General features: G+C 63.2%; 18 protein-coding genes. 5 read left to right on the top strand and 13 right to left on the bottom strand.

All coding sequences use genetic code 11. The annotated features are described in order from the left end of the window. Positions 1-1,206 carry a 3-oxoadipyl-CoA thiolase gene (gene pcaF, locus RTCK_RS16040; RefSeq protein ID WP_142593523.1) on the top strand — a complete coding sequence of 402 codons (1,206 nt, stop codon included), beginning with the start codon at positions 1-3 and terminating at the stop codon, positions 1,204-1,206. A gap of 29 nt (positions 1,207-1,235) precedes the next feature. Here the strand turns inward: pcaF and RTCK_RS16035 are convergent, their stop codons facing one another. Then, positions 1,236-2,726, bottom strand: coding sequence for a S10 family peptidase (locus RTCK_RS16035; RefSeq protein WP_185928039.1), 1,491 nt, complete (start codon positions 2,724-2,726; stop codon positions 1,236-1,238). A 119-nt stretch (positions 2,727-2,845) separates the two neighbouring features. Further along, entirely contained in the window at positions 2,846-4,543 is a 1,698-nt protein-coding gene (locus RTCK_RS16030) for an ABC transporter ATP-binding protein/permease (RefSeq protein ID WP_142593521.1), read from the bottom strand. A 362-nt stretch (positions 4,544-4,905) separates the two neighbouring features. Here RTCK_RS16030 and RTCK_RS16025 point away from each other — a divergent pair, with 362 nt between their 5' ends. Then, positions 4,906-5,247 carry a hypothetical protein gene (locus tag RTCK_RS16025; protein WP_142593520.1) on the top strand — a complete coding sequence of 114 codons (342 nt, stop codon included), beginning with the start codon at positions 4,906-4,908 and terminating at the stop codon, positions 5,245-5,247. 40 nt (positions 5,248-5,287) lie between these two features. Here RTCK_RS16025 and cysG read toward each other — a convergent pair whose 3' ends face one another. From cysG to RTCK_RS15985, 8 genes are all read right to left on the bottom strand, one after another. Further along, positions 5,288-6,775: a siroheme synthase CysG gene (cysG, locus tag RTCK_RS16020; RefSeq protein WP_235988723.1), complete on the bottom strand. Its 1,488-nt coding sequence runs from the start codon at positions 6,773-6,775 to the stop codon at positions 5,288-5,290. 70 nt (positions 6,776-6,845) lie between these two features. Next, positions 6,846-8,579, bottom strand: a complete 1,734-nt coding sequence (locus tag RTCK_RS16015) for a bifunctional protein-serine/threonine kinase/phosphatase (RefSeq protein WP_142593519.1) — start codon at positions 8,577-8,579, stop codon at positions 6,846-6,848. A gap of 50 nt (positions 8,580-8,629) precedes the next feature. Beyond that, a complete protein-coding gene (locus RTCK_RS16010; RefSeq protein WP_142522485.1) occupies positions 8,630-9,475 on the bottom strand; it encodes a formate/nitrite transporter family protein in 846 nt (281 codons plus the stop codon). 47 nt (positions 9,476-9,522) lie between these two features. Beyond that, positions 9,523-9,855, bottom strand: coding sequence for a nitrite reductase small subunit NirD (nirD, locus tag RTCK_RS16005; RefSeq protein ID WP_142593518.1), 333 nt, complete (start codon positions 9,853-9,855; stop codon positions 9,523-9,525). Between the two features lie 46 nt (positions 9,856-9,901). Then, complete coding sequence (nirB, locus tag RTCK_RS16000) at positions 9,902-12,361, bottom strand: nitrite reductase large subunit NirB (protein WP_142593517.1); 2,460 nt, start codon at positions 12,359-12,361, stop codon at positions 9,902-9,904. Positions 12,362-12,713: 352 nt separating this feature from the next. Then, a complete protein-coding gene (locus RTCK_RS15995; protein WP_408004561.1) occupies positions 12,714-13,976 on the bottom strand; it encodes a CmpA/NrtA family ABC transporter substrate-binding protein in 1,263 nt (420 codons plus the stop codon). Between the two features lie 52 nt (positions 13,977-14,028). Beyond that, positions 14,029-14,616, bottom strand: coding sequence for an ANTAR domain-containing response regulator (locus RTCK_RS15990; RefSeq protein ID WP_142593516.1), 588 nt, complete (start codon positions 14,614-14,616; stop codon positions 14,029-14,031). 89 nt (positions 14,617-14,705) lie between these two features. Beyond that, complete coding sequence (locus RTCK_RS15985; protein ID WP_142593515.1) at positions 14,706-14,891, bottom strand: DUF2735 domain-containing protein; 186 nt, start codon at positions 14,889-14,891, stop codon at positions 14,706-14,708. A gap of 384 nt (positions 14,892-15,275) precedes the next feature. Here RTCK_RS15985 and RTCK_RS15980 point away from each other — a divergent pair, with 384 nt between their 5' ends. Both RTCK_RS15980 and RTCK_RS15975 read left to right on the top strand, forming a co-directional pair. Further along, positions 15,276-16,316 carry a glutamine synthetase beta-grasp domain-containing protein gene (locus RTCK_RS15980; RefSeq protein WP_142593514.1) on the top strand — a complete coding sequence of 347 codons (1,041 nt, stop codon included), beginning with the start codon at positions 15,276-15,278 and terminating at the stop codon, positions 16,314-16,316. 150 nt (positions 16,317-16,466) lie between these two features. Further along, positions 16,467-17,234, top strand: coding sequence for an SDR family oxidoreductase (locus tag RTCK_RS15975; protein ID WP_142522491.1), 768 nt, complete (start codon positions 16,467-16,469; stop codon positions 17,232-17,234). A 56-nt stretch (positions 17,235-17,290) separates the two neighbouring features. Here RTCK_RS15975 and RTCK_RS15970 read toward each other — a convergent pair whose 3' ends face one another. Then, positions 17,291-17,488: a hypothetical protein gene (locus RTCK_RS15970; RefSeq protein ID WP_142593513.1), complete on the bottom strand. Its 198-nt coding sequence runs from the start codon at positions 17,486-17,488 to the stop codon at positions 17,291-17,293. A 6-nt stretch (positions 17,489-17,494) separates the two neighbouring features. Beyond that, positions 17,495-18,448: a homocysteine S-methyltransferase family protein gene (locus RTCK_RS15965; RefSeq protein ID WP_142593512.1), complete on the bottom strand. Its 954-nt coding sequence runs from the start codon at positions 18,446-18,448 to the stop codon at positions 17,495-17,497. Between the two features lie 261 nt (positions 18,449-18,709). Here RTCK_RS15965 and RTCK_RS15960 point away from each other — a divergent pair, with 261 nt between their 5' ends. Further along, entirely contained in the window at positions 18,710-19,324 is a 615-nt protein-coding gene (locus tag RTCK_RS15960) for a TetR/AcrR family transcriptional regulator (protein WP_328803981.1), read from the top strand. Here RTCK_RS15960 and RTCK_RS15955 read toward each other — a convergent pair. Then, entirely contained in the window at positions 19,321-21,108 is a 1,788-nt protein-coding gene (locus tag RTCK_RS15955) for an IlvD/Edd family dehydratase (RefSeq protein WP_142593511.1), read from the bottom strand. The genes RTCK_RS15960 and RTCK_RS15955 overlap by 4 nt on opposite strands. Between the last annotated feature and the right edge of the window lies 1 nt (position 21,109).

The following is a 21,109-nucleotide window of genomic DNA, read 5'->3' as shown; positions in this document are numbered from 1 at the left end:
ATGACCGATGCCTTTATCTGCGACTATATCCGCACGCCCATTGGCCGTTTCGGCGGTTCCCTGTCCTCCGTCCGTGCCGACGACCTCGGCGCCGTGCCGCTGCGTTCACTGATGGAGCGCAACCCGCAGGTGGACTGGCAGGCTGTGGACGACATCGTCTTCGGTTGCGCCAATCAGGCCGGCGAAGACAATCGCAACGTCGCACGGATGTCGTTGCTGCTCGCGGGGCTGCCCGCTTCGGTGACCGGTACGACGATCAACAGGCTCTGCGGCTCGGGCATGGATGCGGTGATCGCGGCCGCACGCGCCATCAAGGCCGGTGAGGCGGAACTGATGATCGCCGGCGGGGTCGAAAGCATGAGCCGGGCCCCCTTCGTCATGCCGAAGGCGGAAACGGCGTTCTCGCGCAATGCGGAAATCTACGACACGACGATCGGATGGCGCTTCATCAATCCGCTGATGAAAAAGCAGTACGGTGTGGATTCCATGCCGGAGACGGGTGAGAATGTCGCAGCGGACTATGGTGTTTCGCGAGAGGATCAGGACGCGTTTGCGCTCCGCTCGCAGAACAAGGCTGCGGCGGCGCAGGAGAATGGCCGTCTCGCCCAGGAGATCGCACCCGTCACCATACCCCAGCGCAAGGGGGATCCCATCGTGATCGGCAAGGACGAACATCCGCGGGCCACGACCATCGAAGCGCTTGCCAAGCTGGGTACGCCCTTCAAGAAGGAGGGCGGGACCGTGACGGCGGGCAATGCCTCCGGTGTCAACGATGGCGCGGCCGCTCTCATCATCGCATCGGAAGCTGCGGCGAAGAGGCATGGGCTCACCCCCATCGCCCGCATCCTGGGCGGTGCAACCGCGGGGGTCGAACCGCGTGTCATGGGGATCGGGCCGGCGCCTGCGACCCGGAAGCTCTGCGCCCGCCTCGGAATATCGCCGGCGGATTTCGATATCGTCGAGCTCAACGAAGCCTTTGCCTCCCAGGGCATCGCGGTGCTGCGCGAACTCGGGATCGCCGAGGATGCGGATCACGTCAATCCCAACGGCGGCGCCATCGCGCTGGGGCATCCGCTCGGCATGTCGGGAGCTCGCATTGCAGGAACTGCAGCCCTGGAACTCTCGCTGCGGAAGTCGAAGCTGGCCCTGGCGACCATGTGCGTGGGTGTCGGTCAGGGCATCTCGATCGCCTTGGAACGTGCCTGAATCGGGATCTCCTCCGGAGGTGGAGGTTGTCAGTCCGGCTTCGCCTGCCGGTAGAAGTCTGCCACATCCTTAGAGAAGCGCCGTCTAGAGTCCGGATCGGTGTAGAACATATGGCCGCCGCGATAGAGAGCCAGTGCCGTACGGGATGCCGCAAGTTGTGGCGGCAGGTGATCGAGGACATAGCGGCTCATGCCATAGGGGGTGATGGCATCGCTGTAGCCGTGGGCGATGAGAAGCCGAAACTCCGGAATGACGGATAACAGATCGCGCAGATCGTCCGATGCGCTTGCGCCTGCGCGGCCCCCGTCGCCATGCCCGCCTTTCCAATCCCAGCGCCGGTTCACGTCCTCGTTCAACAGCGTGTAGGTCATTGTGTTGCGGTAGTTGAGAACCTGTTCCGCATAGGAGGCGAACGCGGCGCCATAAGCCCGTGTGGAGCCATCGAGGATGGGGTCGTCATTGCGGCTGTAAGACGCCTCCGGATATGCGTCGGGACGGACATAGGCCGCGTCGTAGGGGCTGACGATTTCGCCGGTTCCCGCAGATTGCTTGGCATAGACGTCCGAAATGAATCCTCGTGTGCGGCGGACGGCATCCACATCGATACCGGTCAGTTCGGAAACGCGGCGGTAGAAGGAAGTTGCGGCGTCTCCCGTCGGGGGTGGTCCGGCGAGGGTCACGAGATAATTATTCATCGCGAACGCTTCGGCGTCCGCCAGTGCTTCTGCCGAGAATCGGCCTTCGCGTTCCATCCTGGCGGCAGCGAGCGCGGGAAGCTGAAGTGCTGCGCTGAGAGGATCCTCGCCCGCGCCGAAGAGGAAACGACCTTCGATCAGCGGCGAGAGCATGATGATGCCGGAGGAGAGCAGGCCCTGGCTGTTCTTGAGAGCCGTCGCCACCTTCGCTGCCCTGAAGCCTCCGTAGCTTTCGCCCAGCAGATATTTCGGCGACGCCAGCCGACCGTTCTTCTGGAGGTAGAGCGCGATTACCTTGGCGATGGCGTCTGCGTCCTGGTTGACGCCGTAGAAGTTGCCGGCGACCTCGTTGTTCGCGGCCCTGCTCCAACCTGTCCCGACGGGGTCGATGAAGACGAGGTCCGTGAACTGCAGCCAAGTATCCGGATTATCCGTCAAGAACGGAGTCGTTCCGTGGCCTGTATGCGCTCCGAACTCAAGAACCTTCGGTCCTGCCAGTCCAAGATGCAGATAGGCGGATGCCGCGCCGGGACCGCCGTTGAAGGCAAAGGTGATCGGCCGCGTTTTTCCCGCCTCCCCCTGCATCGCGTAGGCCGTATAGAAAACCTTGGCCGTACGCCCGCCGTCCTGCCCGAAGAGGTCGATCGTTCCCGCCGTTGCCTTGTATTTCTTCGGACTGGATGGAGTGGAGAGCATGTGTTCGGTTGTCGAGTCGGTCGGGATCAATGCGAAGATGCCCTGCTGGGTTTCCGGTTGCTGGGCATTCGGCGCCGGGCAGAAGGCCGCGAAGAGGACGAGAGTGAAAAGGAGACGCTGCAGGAACAAGATATCTACTCCGGGAAAGGCTGCTGCCGACTCTAACTCACTTCGGCGGGTGTGGCCGTTCAACAGAAATTGAGCCGGGCCTCGATGTCTGTCCCTGCCCGGCAGCAATCCAAGGCCGCCTAGTCTTTGGATGCCGATACTTCCGTCCTGATCTGCTGGAGATCGATGTGTCGCGGTCTGACGATTCGATCGAAAGCCGCAGAAAGGCCGATATAGATCATCGTGACATTTTCGAGCTCGGAGAGAACAGCCGCCATCTCGGATTGAACATCGGCATCCAGTCCTTCCAGGATGTCGTCCATGAACAGCCATTTCGGTTCGGTGACCAGGACGTTCGCGAGCCGGAGGCGTGCCTGATCCCCTTCGGAAAGCTTCTGGTCCCAGCGTTCCGTCAGTCCGAGTGCCGCGGTGAGCAGGGAAAGCCCCACCCGTTCGAGGGCAGCGGCAAGCCGTTCGTCCTCAAACCGGGACGGGTCCAGAGGATAGACAAGCACCTCACGCAGGCTCGCATGGGGCAGGTACGGCACCTGCGGCATGAACAGCGTCCGCCCGGTTCGTGGGAGGGCAATTTGCCCCCGTCCCCATTGCCCAAGCCCAGCCAGGCATTGAAACAACAGGCGGCGGTCGGCGCCCGCCTCGCCATTGATCATGACCCGGTCACCGAGGCGGATGACCTCATTGGCCGGCAGGCGAAGGCCGTGATTGTGTGCCGTGTCCGGCGGCGATGCCCACAGTTCCAGCTCTTTCAGCGAAAGGCTGTCTTCGTCGCTGAGCGTAAGAACCAAAGCTCCCTGAGCCGGCACATCTTCCATGGAGACTAGCGCATGGCGGAAGGTCGAGACACGCTGCAGTGTCGCCTTCCAATCGGCGATCTGGCGGAAGTTGTCGACATACCAGCGCAGCGCGCCATAGACCTGGTTGAAGGCGCCGACGGTCATCATCAAGCCGCCGAACGTGAGTTTCCCGGCAAAATAAACAGGCGCCGCGATCAGGATCGGCGCCACGATGGAAAGCCATCCGAAGCCGGAAGACACCCAGGTGAGATGCGTGTAGCCGATGGCAAGCCTCCGTATCACACCCAGCACGGTGGTTATCGCATCCTGAGCGCGTCCCATCTCGTTCTGCTCTCCACGGGCAAGGGTGATCGCCGTCAGGTTCTCACTTGTTCGCATCAGTGCGAAGCGCAGTTCGGCTTCCTTCGAATAGCGCTGCGCATTGAGGTCCGGAAGCCGGCGTCCGACGATGTTGCTGAGGATGGAAGCAAGGCCGGCATAGCCGAGAGCCGCCCATACCATGTAGCCGGGAACGGAAAAGGTCGTACCGTTGAACTGGAAGCTGAAGTCACCGGAAACCGACCACAGGACGCCGATGAAGCTGACGAGCAGGATGGTGGCGTTGACAAGACCGATCGTCAACGACGTGGTGAGTTCCGAGAGGTTCCGGGCGTCTTCATGCAGGCGCTGGTCGGGATTGTCTCCGAGGCTTCGCATCTTGGAGAGCCTCAGCGCGCGCTGAGGCTTCAGCCATTCGTCAACCAGGTCCCGGGAGAGCCCCTCGCGCATGTAGAGGGCGGTTATCTGGTTGAGCCATGTCTGGACGACGTTGAGCAGCAGAAGCGATCCGGCTATTGCCGCGAAGACGCCGAGTTGGCGGGCGAATTCTTCCACATCCCGACGCTCGAGAGCGTTGTAGAAGGGTATGTTCCACCGGTTGAGCCGGTACTGACCGTAGACGGTCGCGAGGATGATCGCCAGCAAGCTGAAAGCCAGCGCCAGGACGCGGTGGCGGACCGGCGTGTGCCAGAAGGCCGACACCATCAAGGCAAGCTGGTTTGCGAATGGGAGACCCAGATCTTTCGTCTTCGCTGTCAGACCGCCGATCCCTGCTTGTTCCGCCGTGCGGATGCTGTTGACCTGCGATCTCTCTAAAGCTTACTGCCCGGCGACGGAATGATAAGTATCAAACCCGTTGCGAGCGTTCCCCGATCCAAGCATCAAGTCGTGGAAGCCAGGACTGAGCAATACGTTCATCGGATCGGATTATGTCGAAGACTAAGAAGATAAGGCGGCAGGCCGGTCAAGAAGAGGGTTCTCCCACGGAACAGGGGATAGCGAAAGATGTCGCGTCGGGTCTCAGGAAACTGCGCAAGGCGTGGCGGAAGGCTTCGGAAGAGGAACGCATGGCTTTCCTCATCGAGGTGCACCCGGAACCGGCACGGCTGTCGGTCGGAGTGGGAACGGATAGTCCGGGTTCGCCCATTGCCAACGGGCGATACCTGCTCGGCCCGACGGTCAGGCGAATCGAAAGGGTGATGATTCGCCGCCGCCTGTCGCCGGGGGCGCTGATGGCGGAAATAGGCTTCGAAGGTACGGGAGGGCGATTGGCGAAGGCTCTCCACAAGGGAGCCAGCCTCAGGCTTGCGATCATCGCCGCTCTTGAGGAATGGTTGCCTGAACAGGAAAGGCAGCTGGAACAGGATATGCAGAAGCCGTCGACACGCACCGATTGCCCCTCTGCGTGAGGGTACTCGCGAAATCGGTCCTGGGACCGGAAGGGCGTCGTCAGACGGTTGCGGTGAGACGAGGCCGCTGCTCGCTCATCTGCGCTGCCGTGAATGCCGCACCGATGCCGATCAGGACCGGCTCGTCGTAACCGACCTCGGCCATGCCGAGATGCAGCATGTCCAGGGGTCCGCTCCAGCGCCTTTCATTGGCGCGCGTGATCGCCGCGACGATGACGACCGGTGTGTCTGCCGCCATGCCCTCCTTCAGCAAGCGGCTACGGATCTCCGAGGCGGTGCGGCCGCCCATGTAGAAGACCGTGGTCGTTCTGGCGTCGGCAAGGCCGCGCCAGTCGAGACTTTCGGGCAACCGGCCATCGCGGGCGTGGCCTGTGACGAAGCGCACCGCCTGGGCGTGGTCCCGATGCGTCAGCGAAACGCGCAAACGGGCGGCCATGGCGCTTGCCGCGGTAATGCCTGGCACGACCTCGACGGGGATACCGTTCTCCTCGAGCACGGCGATCTCCTCGCCGGCGCGGCCGAAGACCATGGGATCGCCCGACTTGAGCCGCACGACATGCTTGCCGGTCTTGGCCAGGCTCACCATCATGCGATTGATGTCTTCCTGGCGGCAGCTTTCCCGACCGCCGCGTTTGCCGACCAGCATGCGCTTGGCTTCGCGGCGCGCCAGCTCCAGCACGTCGCCCGACACAAGGTCATCGAAGAGGATGACATCAGCGGACTGGAGTGCCCGCATTGCCTTCAGGGTGAGGTATTCCGCATCGCCCGGTCCGGCACCGACCAGGGTAACGCGACCGGAGGGAGGCCTGGCTGCGATGGCCGTGGCATCCTTCAGGAAGCTGGAGGACGCCATGGCGCCCGGCGCTTCCCGCCCGCCGAGCGCGCGGTCGGTGAACCGCTCCCAGAACAGCCGGCGGCTCGGACCGGGCGTCAGTCTCTCGTTCAACCGTTCGCGAAACGCTTGCGCCAGCTCCGCCCATTGCTTGAGGGAGGGCGGCAGAAGCGTCTCGATCCGCCGCCGGATGGCCTGCGCCAGGATGGGTGCTGCGCCGCCGGTGGAGATCGCCACCACGACCGGCGAGCGGTTGACGATCGAGCCGAACTGGAACTGGCAGAAGGCCGGCTTGTCGATGACGTTGACCGGAACCCCGGCGGCACGCGCAGCGATGAAGAAGGCCTCGGCTTCCTCGTCGGTCTCGCAGTCCGCAATGGCAACGGCCGCATCTGCAAGACAGGCCGCATCCCAGCTTCGGGAGTGATGGACATAGCGGCCCCCCTCCGGTTCCGCGGGCGGGGAATGGATCAGGGTGCGGAAAGTCTCCGACAGTCCCGCATCTGGGGCGAAAACATGGACGTCCGCCCCGCAGGCCGCGAGGAGCTCCGCCTTCCCTGCCGCGGCATCCGAGCCCCCGGCGACCACTGCCCTTCTTTGCTTGAGGCCGAGAAAGACGGGCAGCGTTGCGAGTGCCGCCATTCGCGCCGGAACCTGGCGTGGCGGGAGGTTCGTGTTGCTGTGCATTCCGAACATCGAGGGCCTCCTGAGGCTGTACATGCTGGCAGGACGAAGAGAGCAGGCGGTGGAAATGCCGAGCGGGTGCTCATGCGGCCTCCCGCAGCAGAAGGAGGATGACGATCAATCCCAGCGCCAGCGTCGCGAGCTGCCAGAGCAGCAGCGGATTGCGCTCCACCAGGGGACGGCGAGTGGTTTGCGTCAACCGCGGGTTGGGATGGGAGAGATCGTATTCGAACTCGGAAAGGCTCTCGTAGCGCCGTGCCGGATCCGGCTCCACCGCCTTGCGGATGGCACCTTCGACCCATGGCGGCACGTCCGGCCGGATATCGCGCAGGCTGGCGAACCGCAATTTTCCCTGCTGGCGGCGTGTCGTGGTTTGCGCCACGCGGGTGCCATAGGGCAGGCGACCCGTGAGCATCTGGTAGGCGATGACGCCTAGCGAAAAAAGATCCGACTGTTCCCCGGCACTCTCGCCGGCGAACAGCTCGGGAGCGGTGTACTGTACGGTGCCGAGAATATCGCCGTCGTCAAACTCCGGCGCGGCTTCGACGACGCCGGCGACCCAAGCGGAGCCCAGGTCGATGATCTTCACCGTGCCGTTGCGGTCGATCATGGTGTTTTCCGGGCGCAGGTCCTGGTGAATGACCTCCTTGCGGTGCAGTGCCCTGAGGCCGGCCGCGACCTGACCGAGAATATCGCGCAGGCTCTGCAGGTCCGCCTGCGGATGATCCGCCATCCACTGGGCGAGCGTCTCTCCCTCGACGTACTCGCTGACGAGATAAAGGGAGCGCCGGGGCTGGAGGGGCGCGCGGCTCTTGAACACATGCGGGCTTGCGATGCGGCGGGCAACCCATTCCTCCATTGCGAAGCGGCGGAGGTAGTTGTCGTCTTCCCGTTTGTCCGCTGACGGAAACTTGAGGGCCACCCGAGCTCCGTCCTCCCCTTCGCTGGCGAGGAAGATATGGCTTCGGCTGCTCGCATGGATCTGGCGGTGCACATGGTAGCCATCGAAGATGCCGGGGGCGGACGGCGGCGACGCGGGCGGCAGCGACCCGCCATTGCCGAAGACAGGCTCCTCGTCGTCCAGCGGCAGGCCGTCGATCCGGACGATCTGGATGGTCATGTTGTCATCGCTGCCGGCGCCAAGGGCCGCGGCGACGATCTGGTTTGCCGCAGCCGGCAGGCTGGCGTTCGCGATAATGGCGGCGGCGATCGCACGCGCCGGCAGATGGTCGTGAACGCCGTCGGTCGTCAGCACGAAGACGTCGCCAGCCTCAACATCCAGACAATGATAGTCGATCTCGACGGAGTGCATCAGGCCAAGGGCGCGGCCGAGCGCGGTGTGACCGGAGAACTGGGTGACCCTGTGGTCGCGGGTAAGCTGCTCCAGCGTCTTGCCGGAAAGCCGCCAGATGCGGCTGTCGCCGACATGGAAGATATGGGCGCGGCATCCCTTGAGAACGAGGGCGGAGAAGGTCGTGACATGGGCATGGTCCCGGTTCTCGACGCCGCGGCTCTGGGCGCTCAGCCAGGAATTCGTGGCGTCGATGACCCGGCTTGCCGCGGTCTTCACCGTCCAGGCATCCGAGGTGCAGTAGTAGTCGGTGAGGAAGCTTTTGACAGCGGTCTCAGCCGCGACGTGTCCGACGGGGCTGGAGGAAATGCCGTCGGCAATCGCAAGCGCCACGCCCTTCATCGTCAGCGCGGGATCGCCAGGAACCACGGCGCCGTGGAAATCCTGGTTGGCGGGCTTGCAGCCACAGGCCGAGCACTGGCCGAGGCTGACGGCGAGGCCGGAACGTGGCAGGATCTGCAGCATGGCTTCATCCCCGGATGGAGGTCCCGCCGGGGAGGCGGGACCGGGTGGCGTTACTCGGCGGCCACAAGGCGTGCCGTAGGCTTCGTGCCATCGCGGCGGTTCGGCGAGGTCCGGTAGTGGGTGGCGTAGATCATGCCGCCGACGAAGGTGAGGCCGCCGACGAGATTGCCGATCACGGTCGGAATCTCGTTCCAGATGAAGTAATCCATCCAGGTGAACTGGCCGCCCAGCATGATTCCCGACGGGAAGAGGAACATGTTGACGATCGAATGCTCGAAGCCGAGGTAGAAGAAGACGAGGATCGGCATCCACATGGCGATGACCTTGCCAGAGACCGAGGTGGACATCATGGCCGCCACGACGCCGGTCGAAACCATCCAGTTGCACATGACGGCGCGGATGAAGAGTGTCAGCATGCCGGAAGCCCCGGCAGCCGCGTAGCCGAGCGTCCTTGCCTCACCGATGGTGCCGATCTTCTGGCCCACGGCATCGGGAGCATGGGAAAAGCCCATGGTGAAGATCACCGCCATGAAGAATGCCGTCGTCATCGAGCCTGCGAAGTTGCCGACGAAGACGAGGCCCCAGTTGCGCAACACGCCGCCCAGGGTAACGCCCGGGCGGCGGGCGATCAGCGCCAGCGGCGCGAGCGTGAAGACGCCGGTCAGGAGGTCGAAGCCGAGGAGGTAGAGCATGCAGAAGCCGACGGGAAAGAGCAGCGCTCCTATCAGCGGGTTGCCGGTGTTCACCGTGACAGTCACCGCGAAGGCGGCGGACAATGCGAGGATTGCGCCGGCCATATAGGCGCGGATCAGCGTATCCTTGGTGGACATGAAGACTTTCGATTCCCCCGCTTCGATCATTTTCGTCGCGAATTCCTGAGGCGACACGTAAGACATTGCAGTTTCTCCTTCACCAGTCGTTGTTGTTGATGGGCAGGCGGTGATCATTCGGCGGCGGCGAGCATCAGGCTCTCCAGCGCGATCGAGAGTTCGCCGTCCTCGTTGCGGACGGCGATGGTATGCACTTCGCCCTGGTCGGCCCCGAGCGCGCGGCCGGTTTCAAGCGAGATGACCCAGTTGTGCAGAGGGCAGGTGACGGCCCGTCCATGGACGATGCCCTGGCTGAGGTGGCCGCCCTTGTGGGGGCAGTGATCCTCGATGGCGAAGACCTCGTTCTCTGCCGTGCGGAAGACGGCGATCTTGCCTTGGGGGGTGCGCACGCAGCGGGCGCCGCGCAGAGGTATGTCGTCGATATGGCCGATGGCGATCCAGTTCATGGCTCTGTTCCTTGATCGTTGAAATCCCCTCCTTCTCGAGGAGGGATCACTCCGCAGCCTGAGGAAAGCCGACGGTCGCCATCGGCTTGAACTCGTGCTTGTCCTTGCCGGAAACGCGCTCCGACCAGGGGTCGACCTGAGCAAACTTCTGGGAGAACACGAAGCGGTCGTAATAGGCGCGACGCTTGTCCCGATCTTCCAGGATCTGCCGGCGGATCTCGTCGAGGCCGATGCGCTTGGCCCATTTGTAGATGCGCTCGAGATAGCGCCCCTGTTCGCGATACATCTGGGTAAGAGCGACGATGTGCTCCAGCGCTTCGTCCTCGGTCTTGACCAGGCCGAGAACCTCCGTGCCCCTGATATCCAGGCCGGCGGCGCCCGCGAAATGGATCTCGAAGCCGGAGTCGACACAAATGACGCCGATGTCCTTGCAGGTTGCCTCGGCGCAATTGCGGGGGCACCCGGAGACGGCCATCTTGAGCTTCGCGGGTGTCCACGACCCCCACATGAACTTCTCGATGCGGATGCCGAGGCCGGTCGAATCCTGCGTACCGAAACGGCACCAGTCGGAGCCGACGCAGGTCTTCACAGTCCTGAGCCCCTTGGCGTAAGCCTGACCGGAGACGAAGCCGGCCTTGCCGAGATCGGCCCAGACGGCGGGCAGATCCTCCTTCTCGACGCCCAGCAGGTCGATGCGCTGGCCGCCGGTGACCTTGACCATGGGGATCGCGAACTTATCCACGACATCGGCGATCGCCCGCAGTTCCTGTGAGGAGGTGACGCCGCCCCACATGCGCGGAACGACCGAATAGGTGCCGTCCTTCTGGATGTTGGCGTGGACACGTTCGTTGATGAAGCGCGACTGGTAGTCGTCGGCATATTCATCCGGCCAGTCGCAGACGAGGTAGTAGTTGAGAGCGGGCCGACACTTGGCGCAGCCGCAGGAGGTCTTCCATTCCAGCTCCTGCATGACGGCGGGGATCGTCTTCAGTCCCTTGGCCTTGATGAGACGGCGTACGTCGTCGTGGCCGAGTTCAGTGCAGGGGCACATGGGTGTGACGGCTGCCGGGTTGTACCGGTCGCCGAGCGTCAGGGTCATGAGCTGCTCGACCAGCCCCGTGCAGGTGCCGCAGGAGGCAGAGGCTTTCGTGTGGGCCCGAACCTCCTCGAGCGTCGTCAGGCCCTTATCGGTGATCGTTCCGGTGATCTTGCCCTTGCAGACGCCGTTGCAGCCGCAGATTTCCGCATCGTCCGGAAGCGCAGCCACCGCGGCCAGCGGATCAAGTGGTGAGCCGCCCTGGTAGGCTTGGCCGAAGATCAGCGTATCCCGCATCTCGGAGATGTCGGTGCCCTTCTTCTTCAGGTCGTTGAACCAGGCGCCGTCAGCCGTGTCGCCGTAAAGAACCGTGCCGATGATGCGGTTGTCCTTGAGGACGAGGCGCTTGTAGACGCCGGCTGTAGCGTCGCGCAGCACGATTTCCTGCCGGTCGTCACCGTCGGCGAAATCGCCGAGCGAATAGAGGTCGATGCCGGTGACCTTCAGCTTGGTCGGCGTGTCGGAATGGGCGAAAGCGGGGCTGCGGTCGCCGGCCAGGTGGAAGGCGGCGATGCGCGCCATCTCGTAGAGCGGTGCGACCAGACCATAGACCATACCTCCCACCTCGGCGCATTCGCCGACCGCTAGGATGTCTCCGTCGGAGGTCTGCATCCCGGCATCGACGACGATGCCACGGTTGACGGCGAGGCCCGCCTCTTTCGCAAGCCCTGTATTCGGACGGATGCCGACGGCCATCACTACTAGGCTCGCCGGAATGATGCAGCCGTCTTCCAGTTCCACGCCTTCCACGCGGCTTTCGCCGACGATCGCCCTGGTGTTCGCCTTGCAGATGACCTTGATGCCGCGCTCCTCGACCGCCTTCTGCAGGAGATAACCTGCAGCCGGATCGAGCTGGCGCTCCATGAGGGTCGGCATGACGTGCAGGACGGTGACGTCCATCCCGCGTTGTGCAAGTCCTGCCGCCGCTTCCAGACCGAGGAGACCTCCCCCGATCACCACCGCCTTCTGGCGCGACTGCGCCGCGAGCAGCATGGCGTTGACATCGTCGAGGTCGCGATAAGTGACCACGCCCGGCAAGTCCTTGCCCGGGAGGGGGAGAATGAACGGCACCGAGCCCGTGGCTATTACCAGCTTGTCATAGCTTTCGGTGACGCCGTGGTCGGAGGTGACGGTTTTGGCGGCGCGGTCGATCGCGACAATCCGATGGCCCTTGTACAGGGTGATGCCGTGGTCGATGTACCAGCCGTCACCGTGGATGACGATCTGCTCATAGGTCTTCTCGCCGGATAGCACTGGCGAGAGCATGATGCGGTCGTAGTTGACCCGCGGCTCCGCGTTGAAGATCGTCACTTCATGGTGGCCCGGCGCCAGCTCGAAAAGATGTTCGAGCATGCGGCCCGGCGCCATGCCATTGCCGATGATGACGAGTTTCTCTGTCTTGTGGGTCATGCGGCGTTCCCTCGATCGAATTCGGGACGAAAACAAAAAAACGCCGCTCGGTAATCGCGCCCGGGGAACCCAGGACTGCAAGACCTTGCGACGTCGATGTCTGTTAGGAGCGCCTCGCTCTGGGCGCATGGCGCCGGTCGCCGTTGACCGGTGCACTTGGAGAAAAGCAAGGGGCGTGCCAGATCTCTAAAGGGCCGCTAGGACGCTGATTTTACGAAATTTCCCGGAATTGCTGAGGCGAGCCTGCTTTAAGACGGCAGATGGGGCTGCTTATCTCTTGGGCGAACCGCCATTTCCTGCCGCAGGCAATTTTGAGCAGGTTAGGCAGTCTCATTCTCCGCCGAATGGCTTCTCAGGCGTCGTCCGTCGCGGAATGCGGCGTCTTCTGCGCGGCTGGGAAATGCGTCAGGTATTCCTCCAGCCGCCGCGGGTCAAAGACGTGGCCGTCCATGAAGCGATCCTCCGAAGCGGAACCTTCGATCCTCAAGTCGCCGTCACCCGGCGCTGCGGTCTCGCCGAGGGCTGCGCGATAGAGGTCGGGCCGGTAGGCGGAGGCTGCTGCCCTTGCGCCCTCGGCCGAATAGCTCGTCTGTCCCCAGCGGATCATCTGGCTGTAGATCCATAGGGCCTGGCTGGGACGCGGGTAGCCGGCGTGATCGTCGTGGAAGCGGAAGTAGTTGCGGATGACGCGGCGGTTTCCGGTGGCGTCGAGGCTGAAGTCACCGGCGAGCACCCGGCGGATGATGTCGACCGGGGCCCCGATATGACGGGGGTCGGCAAGCGCTTCGGCCAACCGATCGCGGTTATCGGTCCTGTCGCACCACCGAGCTGCCGCGTCGAGGGCCACGATGAGGCGGGCGACGGTCTCCGGATGCGCTTCCGCCCAATCCGGCCGCATGCCGATCACCTTCTCCGGCGCAGAGGGCCATATGTCCTGCTTGGCGGCAACGATCCGCCCGACGCCCCGTTCCGAGGCGACCATGTTCCAAGGCGCGCCGACGCAGAAGCCGTCGATCGCACCGGCGGCCAGCGCATCGGAAGTGAGCGGTGGCGGTACCACCACCAGTTTCACGTCCCGGTCGGGATCGATTCCGCCGGCGGCAAGCCAGTAGCGAAACTCGTAATTGTGTGAGGAGAAGGGATAGGTCACGCCGAGCGTTGGCTTGGCCTCTCCGGCTTTCCGCATGTCTGCAAGAACGAGCGCAAGGGCTTGGGCGTGATCGAGAGCGCCCGCCTCCTCCCCGAGAGCGGCTGTCTCCCGCATGCGGCGGAACAGACGGGCCGACAGCGTGATCGCATTGCCGCCGCGGCCAAGTGAGTAGGGCGCGATGGTCGGCGAGGGGTTCGAGCCGAGGCCGAGCATGGAGGCGACCGGCATCGGCGAGAGCATGTGGGCGATGTCGAACTGGCGGAAGGCGAGACGGTCGCGCACATTGGCCCAGGAGACGTCGCGGACCAGATCGAGCGTCAGCCCTTCCTTGCGTACGAAGCCGAACTCGGCCGCCGCAATCAGGACGGAGGCGTCCACGAGCGGGATGAAGCCCGCCCGAAGCGTCTTCGCATTCGCCGGGCGGATCGTAGCGGGAGCTGCGCTTTCCCCTTCTGCACGCGGCATTGCTGCTGTCATGTTCATTCCACCGTCCTCTGGATCCCGCCGGTGCCTGATCTCACATCAGAAGCCCGGCGGCCGTCACCACGCTCTGGGCGATCTCCGCCATCTTCTTCTTCTCGTTCATGGCCGACTGACGGAGCAGGCCGAAGGCTTCGTCCTCGGAAAGCCCTTTCATCTTCATCAGGATTCCCTTGGCTCTTTCGACGACCTTGCGCTCCTCGAGCGCGGTGCGGGCTTCCGTCAACTCCCGTTGCAGGCGGCTGAAGGCGTTGAAGCGGCTGACGGCCATATCCAGGATGGACTTCACCCTCTCCTTCTTAAGGCCATCGACCACATAGGCCGACACGCCGGCCTCGACCGCGGCCTGGATGGATGCCGTGTCGGAGCGGTCGACGAACATGGCGATCGGCCGGCTGACGGTGCGCGTCAGTTGGAACAGGTGCTCCATCATGTCCCGGTTGGGACTTTCGATGTCGATGATGATGACATCGGGCTTCTGCGTCTCGATAAGACGGGCGACGCCGTAGATATCGTGAATAACGGTGACGTGGCGGGGCCCCGCCTCCCGCAGGCCCTCCTCGATGATGGAGGCGCGGATCACGTTCTCGTCGATGACCAGTATCGTCAGATCAGCCTGCTGCATGCGCCATTGATGACGCAGTGCAGCAATGTTGGCAAGCAGGGTAGCCTAAAAATCGTGCCGTGAAAATAATTGACTAAAAAATATACAGATCAATCGTTCAATCGCTTCGAGTCGGCCTCGCGCACCGCTTCGTCATGGTACCAGCAAGAGTCGAAGGCCAGATCGGCGAAGCGGGTCATCTCATCCGCCGCCTTGGAGGCGGCAGGACGCGGACCTACCCGACTGAGGGGAAACTGGTAAATGGTGGCTGATACGCGCTCTACATTCGGAGTCATGGGCGTCTTCCTTGCAGCGGGTATTGGGCACGATTTGTAGCACAGATTTTGCGCATCTGCATCTATAATGATCACATGATAAGGCTCTCCGACCCGCCATGTCTTTGACCGGTCGCAAGGGAGCAACGCCCCATTCTTGTAGAGGTTCCGCCGCGAGCAGCCGGGCCAATTCCAGTTCCGGGCCCGACAGATCAAGATCTTAGATCGCGATTGCCGAACCTGCGCGCTTCCTGACATGCATGAAATTTGACCGGTGAGCTGCTTTGCTCGCCAATCTGGCACGCGGCATGCATCAGGGAGATCATCCACCGGTCGATGGGCGCATGAAGCGCCGAGGAGGCCGGGCAGTGCCCATTGTCGAAGCATCATTAAAGAGAGAGTCCGATGACGAAATACAAGCTCGAGTATATTTGGCTTGATGGCTACACCCCCGTTCCGAACCTGCGCGGTAAGACGCAGATCAAGGAGTTCGACGCCTTCCCGACGCTCGAGCAACTGCCGCTCTGGGGTTTTGACGGATCCTCCACCATGCAGGCAGAGGGTCACAGTTCCGACTGCGTGCTGAAGCCGGTCGCCATCTACCCGGATCCCGCCCGCACCAGCGGTGCGCTGGTCATGTGTGAAGTGATGATGCCGGACGGGGTCACGCCGCATCCGTCCAACAGCCGCGCCACCATTCTGGATGACGAAGATGCCTGGTTTGGCTTCGAGCAGGAGTACTTCTTCTACGAGAACGGCCGCCCGCTCGGCTTCCCGGAGCAGGGCTTCCCGGCTCCGCAGGGCCCGTACTACACCGGCGTGGGCTACAAGAACGTCGGCTCCATCGCCCGCGAGATCGTTGAGGAGCATCTCGATCTCTGCCTAGCCGCCGGCATCAACCACGAAGGCATCAATGCCGAAGTGGCCAAGGGCCAGTGGGAATTCCAGATCTTCGGCAAGGGCTCCAAGAAGGCCGCCGACCAGATCTGGATGGCGCGCTACCTGCTGCTGCGCCTCTGCGAAAAGTACGGCATCGACGTCGAATTCCATTGCAAGCCGCTCGGCGACAGCGACTGGAACGGCTCGGGCATGCACTGCAACTTCTCCACCAAGTTCATGCGCGAAGTGGGTGGTAAGGACTATTTCGAAGCGCTCATGGCCGCCTTCGCGAAGAACTGGAAGGAGCACATCGACGTCTACGGTCCGGACAACCACATGCGCCTGACCGGCAAGCACGAGACGGCACCGTGGAACAAGTTCTCCTATGGAGTGGCCGATCGTGGCGCTTCGATCCGCGTTCCGCATTCCTTCGTGAACAACGGCTATCGCGGCTACCTGGAAGACCGCCGCCCAAACTCCCAGGGCTGCCCGTACCAGATCGCATCGGTGGTCCTGCAGACGATCTCGGAAGTCCCGACCGCGCAGTTCGGCCGCAGCGCTGCCTAAATCCTCCTGCGGCGCCGGAAAGCTTCCGGCGCCGCCTTCCGTTGCGCAGCCGACGGTGCTCCCCAACTATCTCCTTTCCGGCGCTGGACATCCGGACGCACCGGCGCCTATGGCTGGCTATCGCAGCCGCATGCACGGGAGATTATGCTCATGAACAACCCGCTCTTCAGCCTTCAAGGCCGCACCGCGCTGGTGACCGGCTCCTCCCGCGGCCTCGGGCTTGCGATCGCTACCGGTCTTGCGGAGGCCGGCGCGGCGATCATCCTGAACGGCGTAAACGAGGAGCGGCTTGAGGAGAGCGCGGCAAGGCTGCGCGAGCGCGGCTTCACCGTATCGACCTCCGCCTTCGACGTCACCGACGAGCCATCCGTCGTCGCCGCCTTCGAGCGGCTCGATGCCGAGAAGGTCGAGGTGGACATCCTCGTCAACAACGCGGGCATCCAGTACCGGAAGCCGATCGTGGAACTCGACAGCGCCAACTGGCAGCGCGTCATCGATACCAACCTGACGAGTGCCTTCCTGGTATCGCGCGAGGCGGCCAGGCGCATGCTGCCGCGCAAGCGCGGCAAGGTCGTCAACATCGGCTCGCTGATGAGCGGCCTGGGCCGCGCGACGGTGGCGCCCTATACGGCGGCCAAGGGCGGCATCAAGACGCTGACCCAGGCCATGGCGGCGGAATGGGCGGAGCACGGTATCCAGGCCAATGCCATCGGTCCGGGCTACATGCTGACGGACATGAACCAGGCATTGATCGACAATCCCCAGTTCGACCGCTGGGTAAAGGGCCGGACGCCGTCGCGGCGCTGGGGCAAGCCGGAAGAACTTGTCGGCGCCGCAGTCTTCCTCGCCTCGGATGCTTCGAATTATGTCAACGGCCAGATCATCTATGTCGATGGCGGAATGAGCGCCGTCATCTGAAGAAAGGGTTGGAAAGATCCTCCGCGCATGCTGCGGAGGATCTTGAAGGGCTGCGATCAAAATTCGGACGGATTGCGGCGAGACCTCGGCCGGTAGTATCCGTCGTGGAAGCCGATATCCCGAAGGATGTAGTCGTTATAGCGATCAAGGTCCCGGCGCCGAGTTCTCTCGCGCTCCGGACCGTGGCTCTTCGCCTGACGGCGGCCTTGGCGGTTCACCCACCCGAAGATCGACATAAGCAACCTCACCTGCATGGCTCCCTACTCCGCAACTATCAGAGGCAGGCAGATCTGGCAGATCGCCTGCAGGTGGCGGTGGTCGGTGCCGCAGCAGCCGCCGATCACGCGCATCGATGGATATCGGCGCCGAAGGCCTTGATATCGGTGTCCCAGATCGATCGGATCGCCGATGTCGAGTTCGGTCGCCTCATCCAATTCCGCGTGGCTCTTGGTGGAGGCATTCGCGCGCACGCCGCCGATGCGGGCGACCCAATCTTCCCCCCGCGCCAGGGCGCCTTCGAAGTGGGATGGATGGGCGCAATTGATCATGTAATACGCAGGGCCCGTGCCGGTGGCGGCGTCCGTCGCCTCGATCGCCTCGCGTAGGGATTGGCCGGTCACCAGCCGTCCGTCGGCTTCCACGGTGAACGAGATCACGCAAGGCATGTTGGCTGCTTTCGAAGCGCGTGCGATCCCGATCGCCTCCTCGATGGTGTTCATGGTGATGGCGCTCACCATGTCGGCATCGGATGCGGCGAAGACGCCGATCTGGAAGGCGTGATAGTCCTGCGCCTCCTCCGCAGACATGCGGCCAGCCTTGTATCCGTCGCCCCTCGGACCGACCACCCCGTTCAGCACGATGGCTTGGCCAGGACTTTCCCATTGGCGGCGAAGGGCAGCGATGAATTCGACCGCATGAAGGTTCAGATCCCGAAGTTCGGTGAGGCTGTAGCCGAGTTCACGGGCCCAATCCGGATTGGCGCGCCAGGTTGCTGTATCGAGAACGAAGCCGAGATTCCGGGCCCGTGCGAGCTCAAGATAGCTTTCGTAGTATTTCCGCAATGCTTGGCGCCCTTCCTCTTCCTTGAGGAGCGGGAAGGACGCGAAGAGGGGCAGTTCGAGACCCTGATGAAAGATCAACGTCGTTTCAAGCCCGCCGTCCGTCAGGAAGGTAGTTTCGTTCAGCTGTGGTAGCTGGTTCCTGTATTTCGCCACAAGTTCCTCCTATGATAGTATGGCCTCTCAAGCATTCGCCTGAGTGACGAGACATCATGTTGTGGCAGGGAAACCGCGACGCGATCTAGCAAACTTGCGGTACGGCTCGAGTCAGTTCGTCAATACAGGAGACATTGTCGGGGGTTAGCCATGCCCGGTCAGGTCGGGACGATAGAGGAACTTCAGCCGGAGCAGGCTAAAACTGCACCCGCAGTGCAGCTTTCTCGCTCAGAGAGAGCATCGAAAGGCGAGCGGACCCGGTTGAGGATCCTCGAAATCGCCCAGACGTCCGTCCTGGCGAAAGGGTTCGCCGCGACCTCCATCGAAGAAGTCATCGCCGAAGCAGGAATTACGAAGAGCGGGTTCTTCTATCACTTCAAAGACAAGAACGAATTGGCGCGGGAGATGCTGCGCCGGTATGTCGAGGAAAACGACGAGATCTTCGACCAGATCTTCGGGCGGGCGGGAGAGCTCACTGACGACCCGCTCCACGCCTTCCTGCTCGGGCTGAAGCTGCTGGCCGAACTTACCCGAGACCTCCCGGGCGGACATCCCGGCTGCCTCGTTGCCTCCATCTGCTACCAGGAACGGCTCTTCGACACTGAAGTCCATCAACTGAATGCGACGTCCGTGCGGCGGTGGAACGCGCGGTTCCTCGGTTATCTGGAAGAGATCGCGGCGATCCATCCTCCCCGCGAGCCACTGTCTCTCCAGGACGTTGCCTGTATGTTGTCATGCATCTTCGATGGAGCGATCATCCTGAGCAAGGCGCTCAAGGATCCGGGGCATCTGGAACGGCAGATTTTGGCCTACAGGACCTTTGTGAAGATCCTGTTCAGCCGTCCCAGCGCTTCCGGCAATCCGATCTCCGACTAGTGGTTGTGGCGCGGCGGCATCTTTGCGGCGATCTGCCTGAAGTCGGCCGCACCCTCCAGCACGGCGCCGTCCGAAAGCTGTGTCACGGACTTGCGATAAATGCGCTGCCAGGGGGTGGCGTCAGCGGGCACGGCCGGGATGCCGTCAGCCTTGCGCCGCTCGATCTCCTCCGGCTCCACCAGCATGTCGCAGCGGCCCTGGTTGAGATCGATGCGGATGATGTCGCCGGTCCGCAGCCATGCCAGGCCGCCGCCTGCGGCACTTTCCGGCGAAGCGTTGAGGATGGAGGGGCTGTCGGCGGTGCCGGACTGGCGTCCGTCGCCAATGGTCGGCAGGCTCGTGATGCCTTGCTTGAGGATGTGGTCCGGCGGCTGCATGTTGACCACTTCCGCCGAACCAGGCCAGCCCAGAGGCCCGGCGCCGCGGATCACCAGGATGGTGTTCACGTCGATCCCTAGCGAAGGATCATTGATGCGGTGGTGATAGTCCTCGGAACCGTCGAACACGACCGCCTTGCCCTCGAATACGCCCTCGCGGCCCGGCTCCTGCAGGTAGCGCTCCCGGAAGCCTTCCGAGATGACGCTGGTCTTCATGATGGCGAAGTCGAAGAGGTTGCCCTTCAGAACAAGGAAGCCCGCCTTCTCCTTGAGCGGCTGGTCGAAGGGGTAGATGACCTCGCGGTCGGTGGCTTCCCTGCCTTGCAGGTTTTCCGCCACCGTCCTGCCGGTGACGGTGCGACAGCTGCCGTCGAGCTTTCCGGCCTTCAGCAGTTCCCACATGATGGCGGGTGTGCCGCCGGCGCGGTGATAGCGCTCACCGAGGAATTGGCCGGCGGGCTGGACATTGGCGAGCAGGGGAATGTCGAAGCCGTGCACCTGCCAGTCGTCGGGGTAGAGATCGACACCCGCATGTTTCGCCATGGCCGCAAGATGCGGTTGCGCATTGGTGGAGCCGCCGATCGCCGAATTGACGCGGACGGCGTTCAGGAAGGCTTCGCGGGTGAGGATGTCGGACGGTTTCACGTCCTCCCAGACCAGCTCGACCGCCCGTCGGCCGGTGCGATAGGCCATTTGCCCACGCTCGCGATAGGCGGCGGGAATGGCGCCGCAGCCTGTGAGCGACATGCCGAGCGCTTCGGCGAGCGCGTTCATGGTGGAGGCGGTGCCCATGGTGTTGCAGTGGCCGACGGAGGGGGCGGAATCGAGCGCGGCCTGGAGGAATTCCTCGCGGTCGATCTCACCGGCCGCGAACTTGCGGCGCATGCGCCAGATGACCGTGCCGGAGCCGACGAGGTCGCCCTCGTGCCAGCCGTCAAGCATCGGACCGCCGGAAAGGACAATGGCCGGGATATCGACGGTGGAGGCGGCCATGATCGCCGAAGGCGTGGTCTTGTCGCAGCCGGTGGTCAGCACGACGCCGTCCAGCGGATAGCCGTAGAGCACTTCGACGAGGCTGAGATAGGCGAGGTTGCGATCGAGCGCTGCGGTCGGGCGCTTGCAGTTCTCGAAGATCGGATGCGTTGGGAATTCGATCGGGATGCCACCGGCATCGCGAATGCCGTCGCGCACCCGCTTCACCAGTTCCACATGCACACGGTTGCAGGGCGTGAGGTCGCTACCACTCTGGGCGATGCCGATCACCGGCTTGCCGGATCGCAACTCTTCCGGTGTCACGCCGTAATTCATGAAGCGCTCCAGATAGAGCGCCGTCATGTCGATGTGGTCGGGATTGTCGAACCAGTCCTGCGAACGCAGACGGCGCTGTGGGGTGTTATTGTCGCTCATG

The sequence above is a fragment of the Pseudorhizobium endolithicum genome (assembly GCF_902153245.2).
Classification (GTDB): Bacteria; Pseudomonadota; Alphaproteobacteria; order Rhizobiales; family Rhizobiaceae; genus Neorhizobium; species Neorhizobium endolithicum.
The sequence above is the reverse complement of the archived record's forward strand: the minus strand, read 5'-3'. Positions and strand labels throughout refer to the sequence as shown.

Bases quoted from the DNA above. Each gene is read 5' to 3' on its own strand.
- RTCK_RS16010 (WP_142522485.1), bottom strand. From the start codon at position 9,475: ATGTCTTACGTGTCGCCTCAGGAATTCGCGACGAAAATGATCGAAGCG.
- RTCK_RS15975 (WP_142522491.1), top strand. From the start codon at position 16,467: ATGAACAACCCGCTCTTCAGCCTTCAAGGCCGCACCGCGCTGGTGACC.
- RTCK_RS15985 (WP_142593515.1), bottom strand. From the start codon at position 14,891: ATGACTCCGAATGTAGAGCGCGTATCAGCCACCATTTACCAGTTTCCC.
- RTCK_RS15970 (WP_142593513.1), bottom strand. From the start codon at position 17,488: ATGCAGGTGAGGTTGCTTATGTCGATCTTCGGGTGGGTGAACCGCCAA.
- cysG (WP_235988723.1), bottom strand. From the start codon at position 6,775: ATGTTCGGAATGCACAGCAACACGAACCTCCCGCCACGCCAGGTTCCG.
- RTCK_RS16030 (WP_142593521.1), bottom strand. From the start codon at position 4,543: ATGGTGTCGGCCTTCTGGCACACGCCGGTCCGCCACCGCGTCCTGGCG.
- RTCK_RS15995 (WP_408004561.1), bottom strand. From the start codon at position 13,976: ATGCCGCGTGCAGAAGGGGAAAGCGCAGCTCCCGCTACGATCCGCCCG.
- RTCK_RS16015 (WP_142593519.1), bottom strand. From the start codon at position 8,579: ATGCTGCAGATCCTGCCACGTTCCGGCCTCGCCGTCAGCCTCGGCCAG.
- RTCK_RS15990 (WP_142593516.1), bottom strand. From the start codon at position 14,616: ATGCAGCAGGCTGATCTGACGATACTGGTCATCGACGAGAACGTGATC.
- pcaF (WP_142593523.1), top strand. From the start codon at position 1: ATGACCGATGCCTTTATCTGCGACTATATCCGCACGCCCATTGGCCGT.
- nirB (WP_142593517.1), bottom strand. From the start codon at position 12,361: ATGACCCACAAGACAGAGAAACTCGTCATCATCGGCAATGGCATGGCG.
- RTCK_RS15955 (WP_142593511.1), bottom strand. From the start codon at position 21,108: ATGAGCGACAATAACACCCCACAGCGCCGTCTGCGTTCGCAGGACTGG.
- RTCK_RS16025 (WP_142593520.1), top strand. From the start codon at position 4,906: ATGGCTTTCCTCATCGAGGTGCACCCGGAACCGGCACGGCTGTCGGTC.
- RTCK_RS15980 (WP_142593514.1), top strand. From the start codon at position 15,276: ATGACGAAATACAAGCTCGAGTATATTTGGCTTGATGGCTACACCCCC.
- nirD (WP_142593518.1), bottom strand. From the start codon at position 9,855: ATGAACTGGATCGCCATCGGCCATATCGACGACATACCTCTGCGCGGC.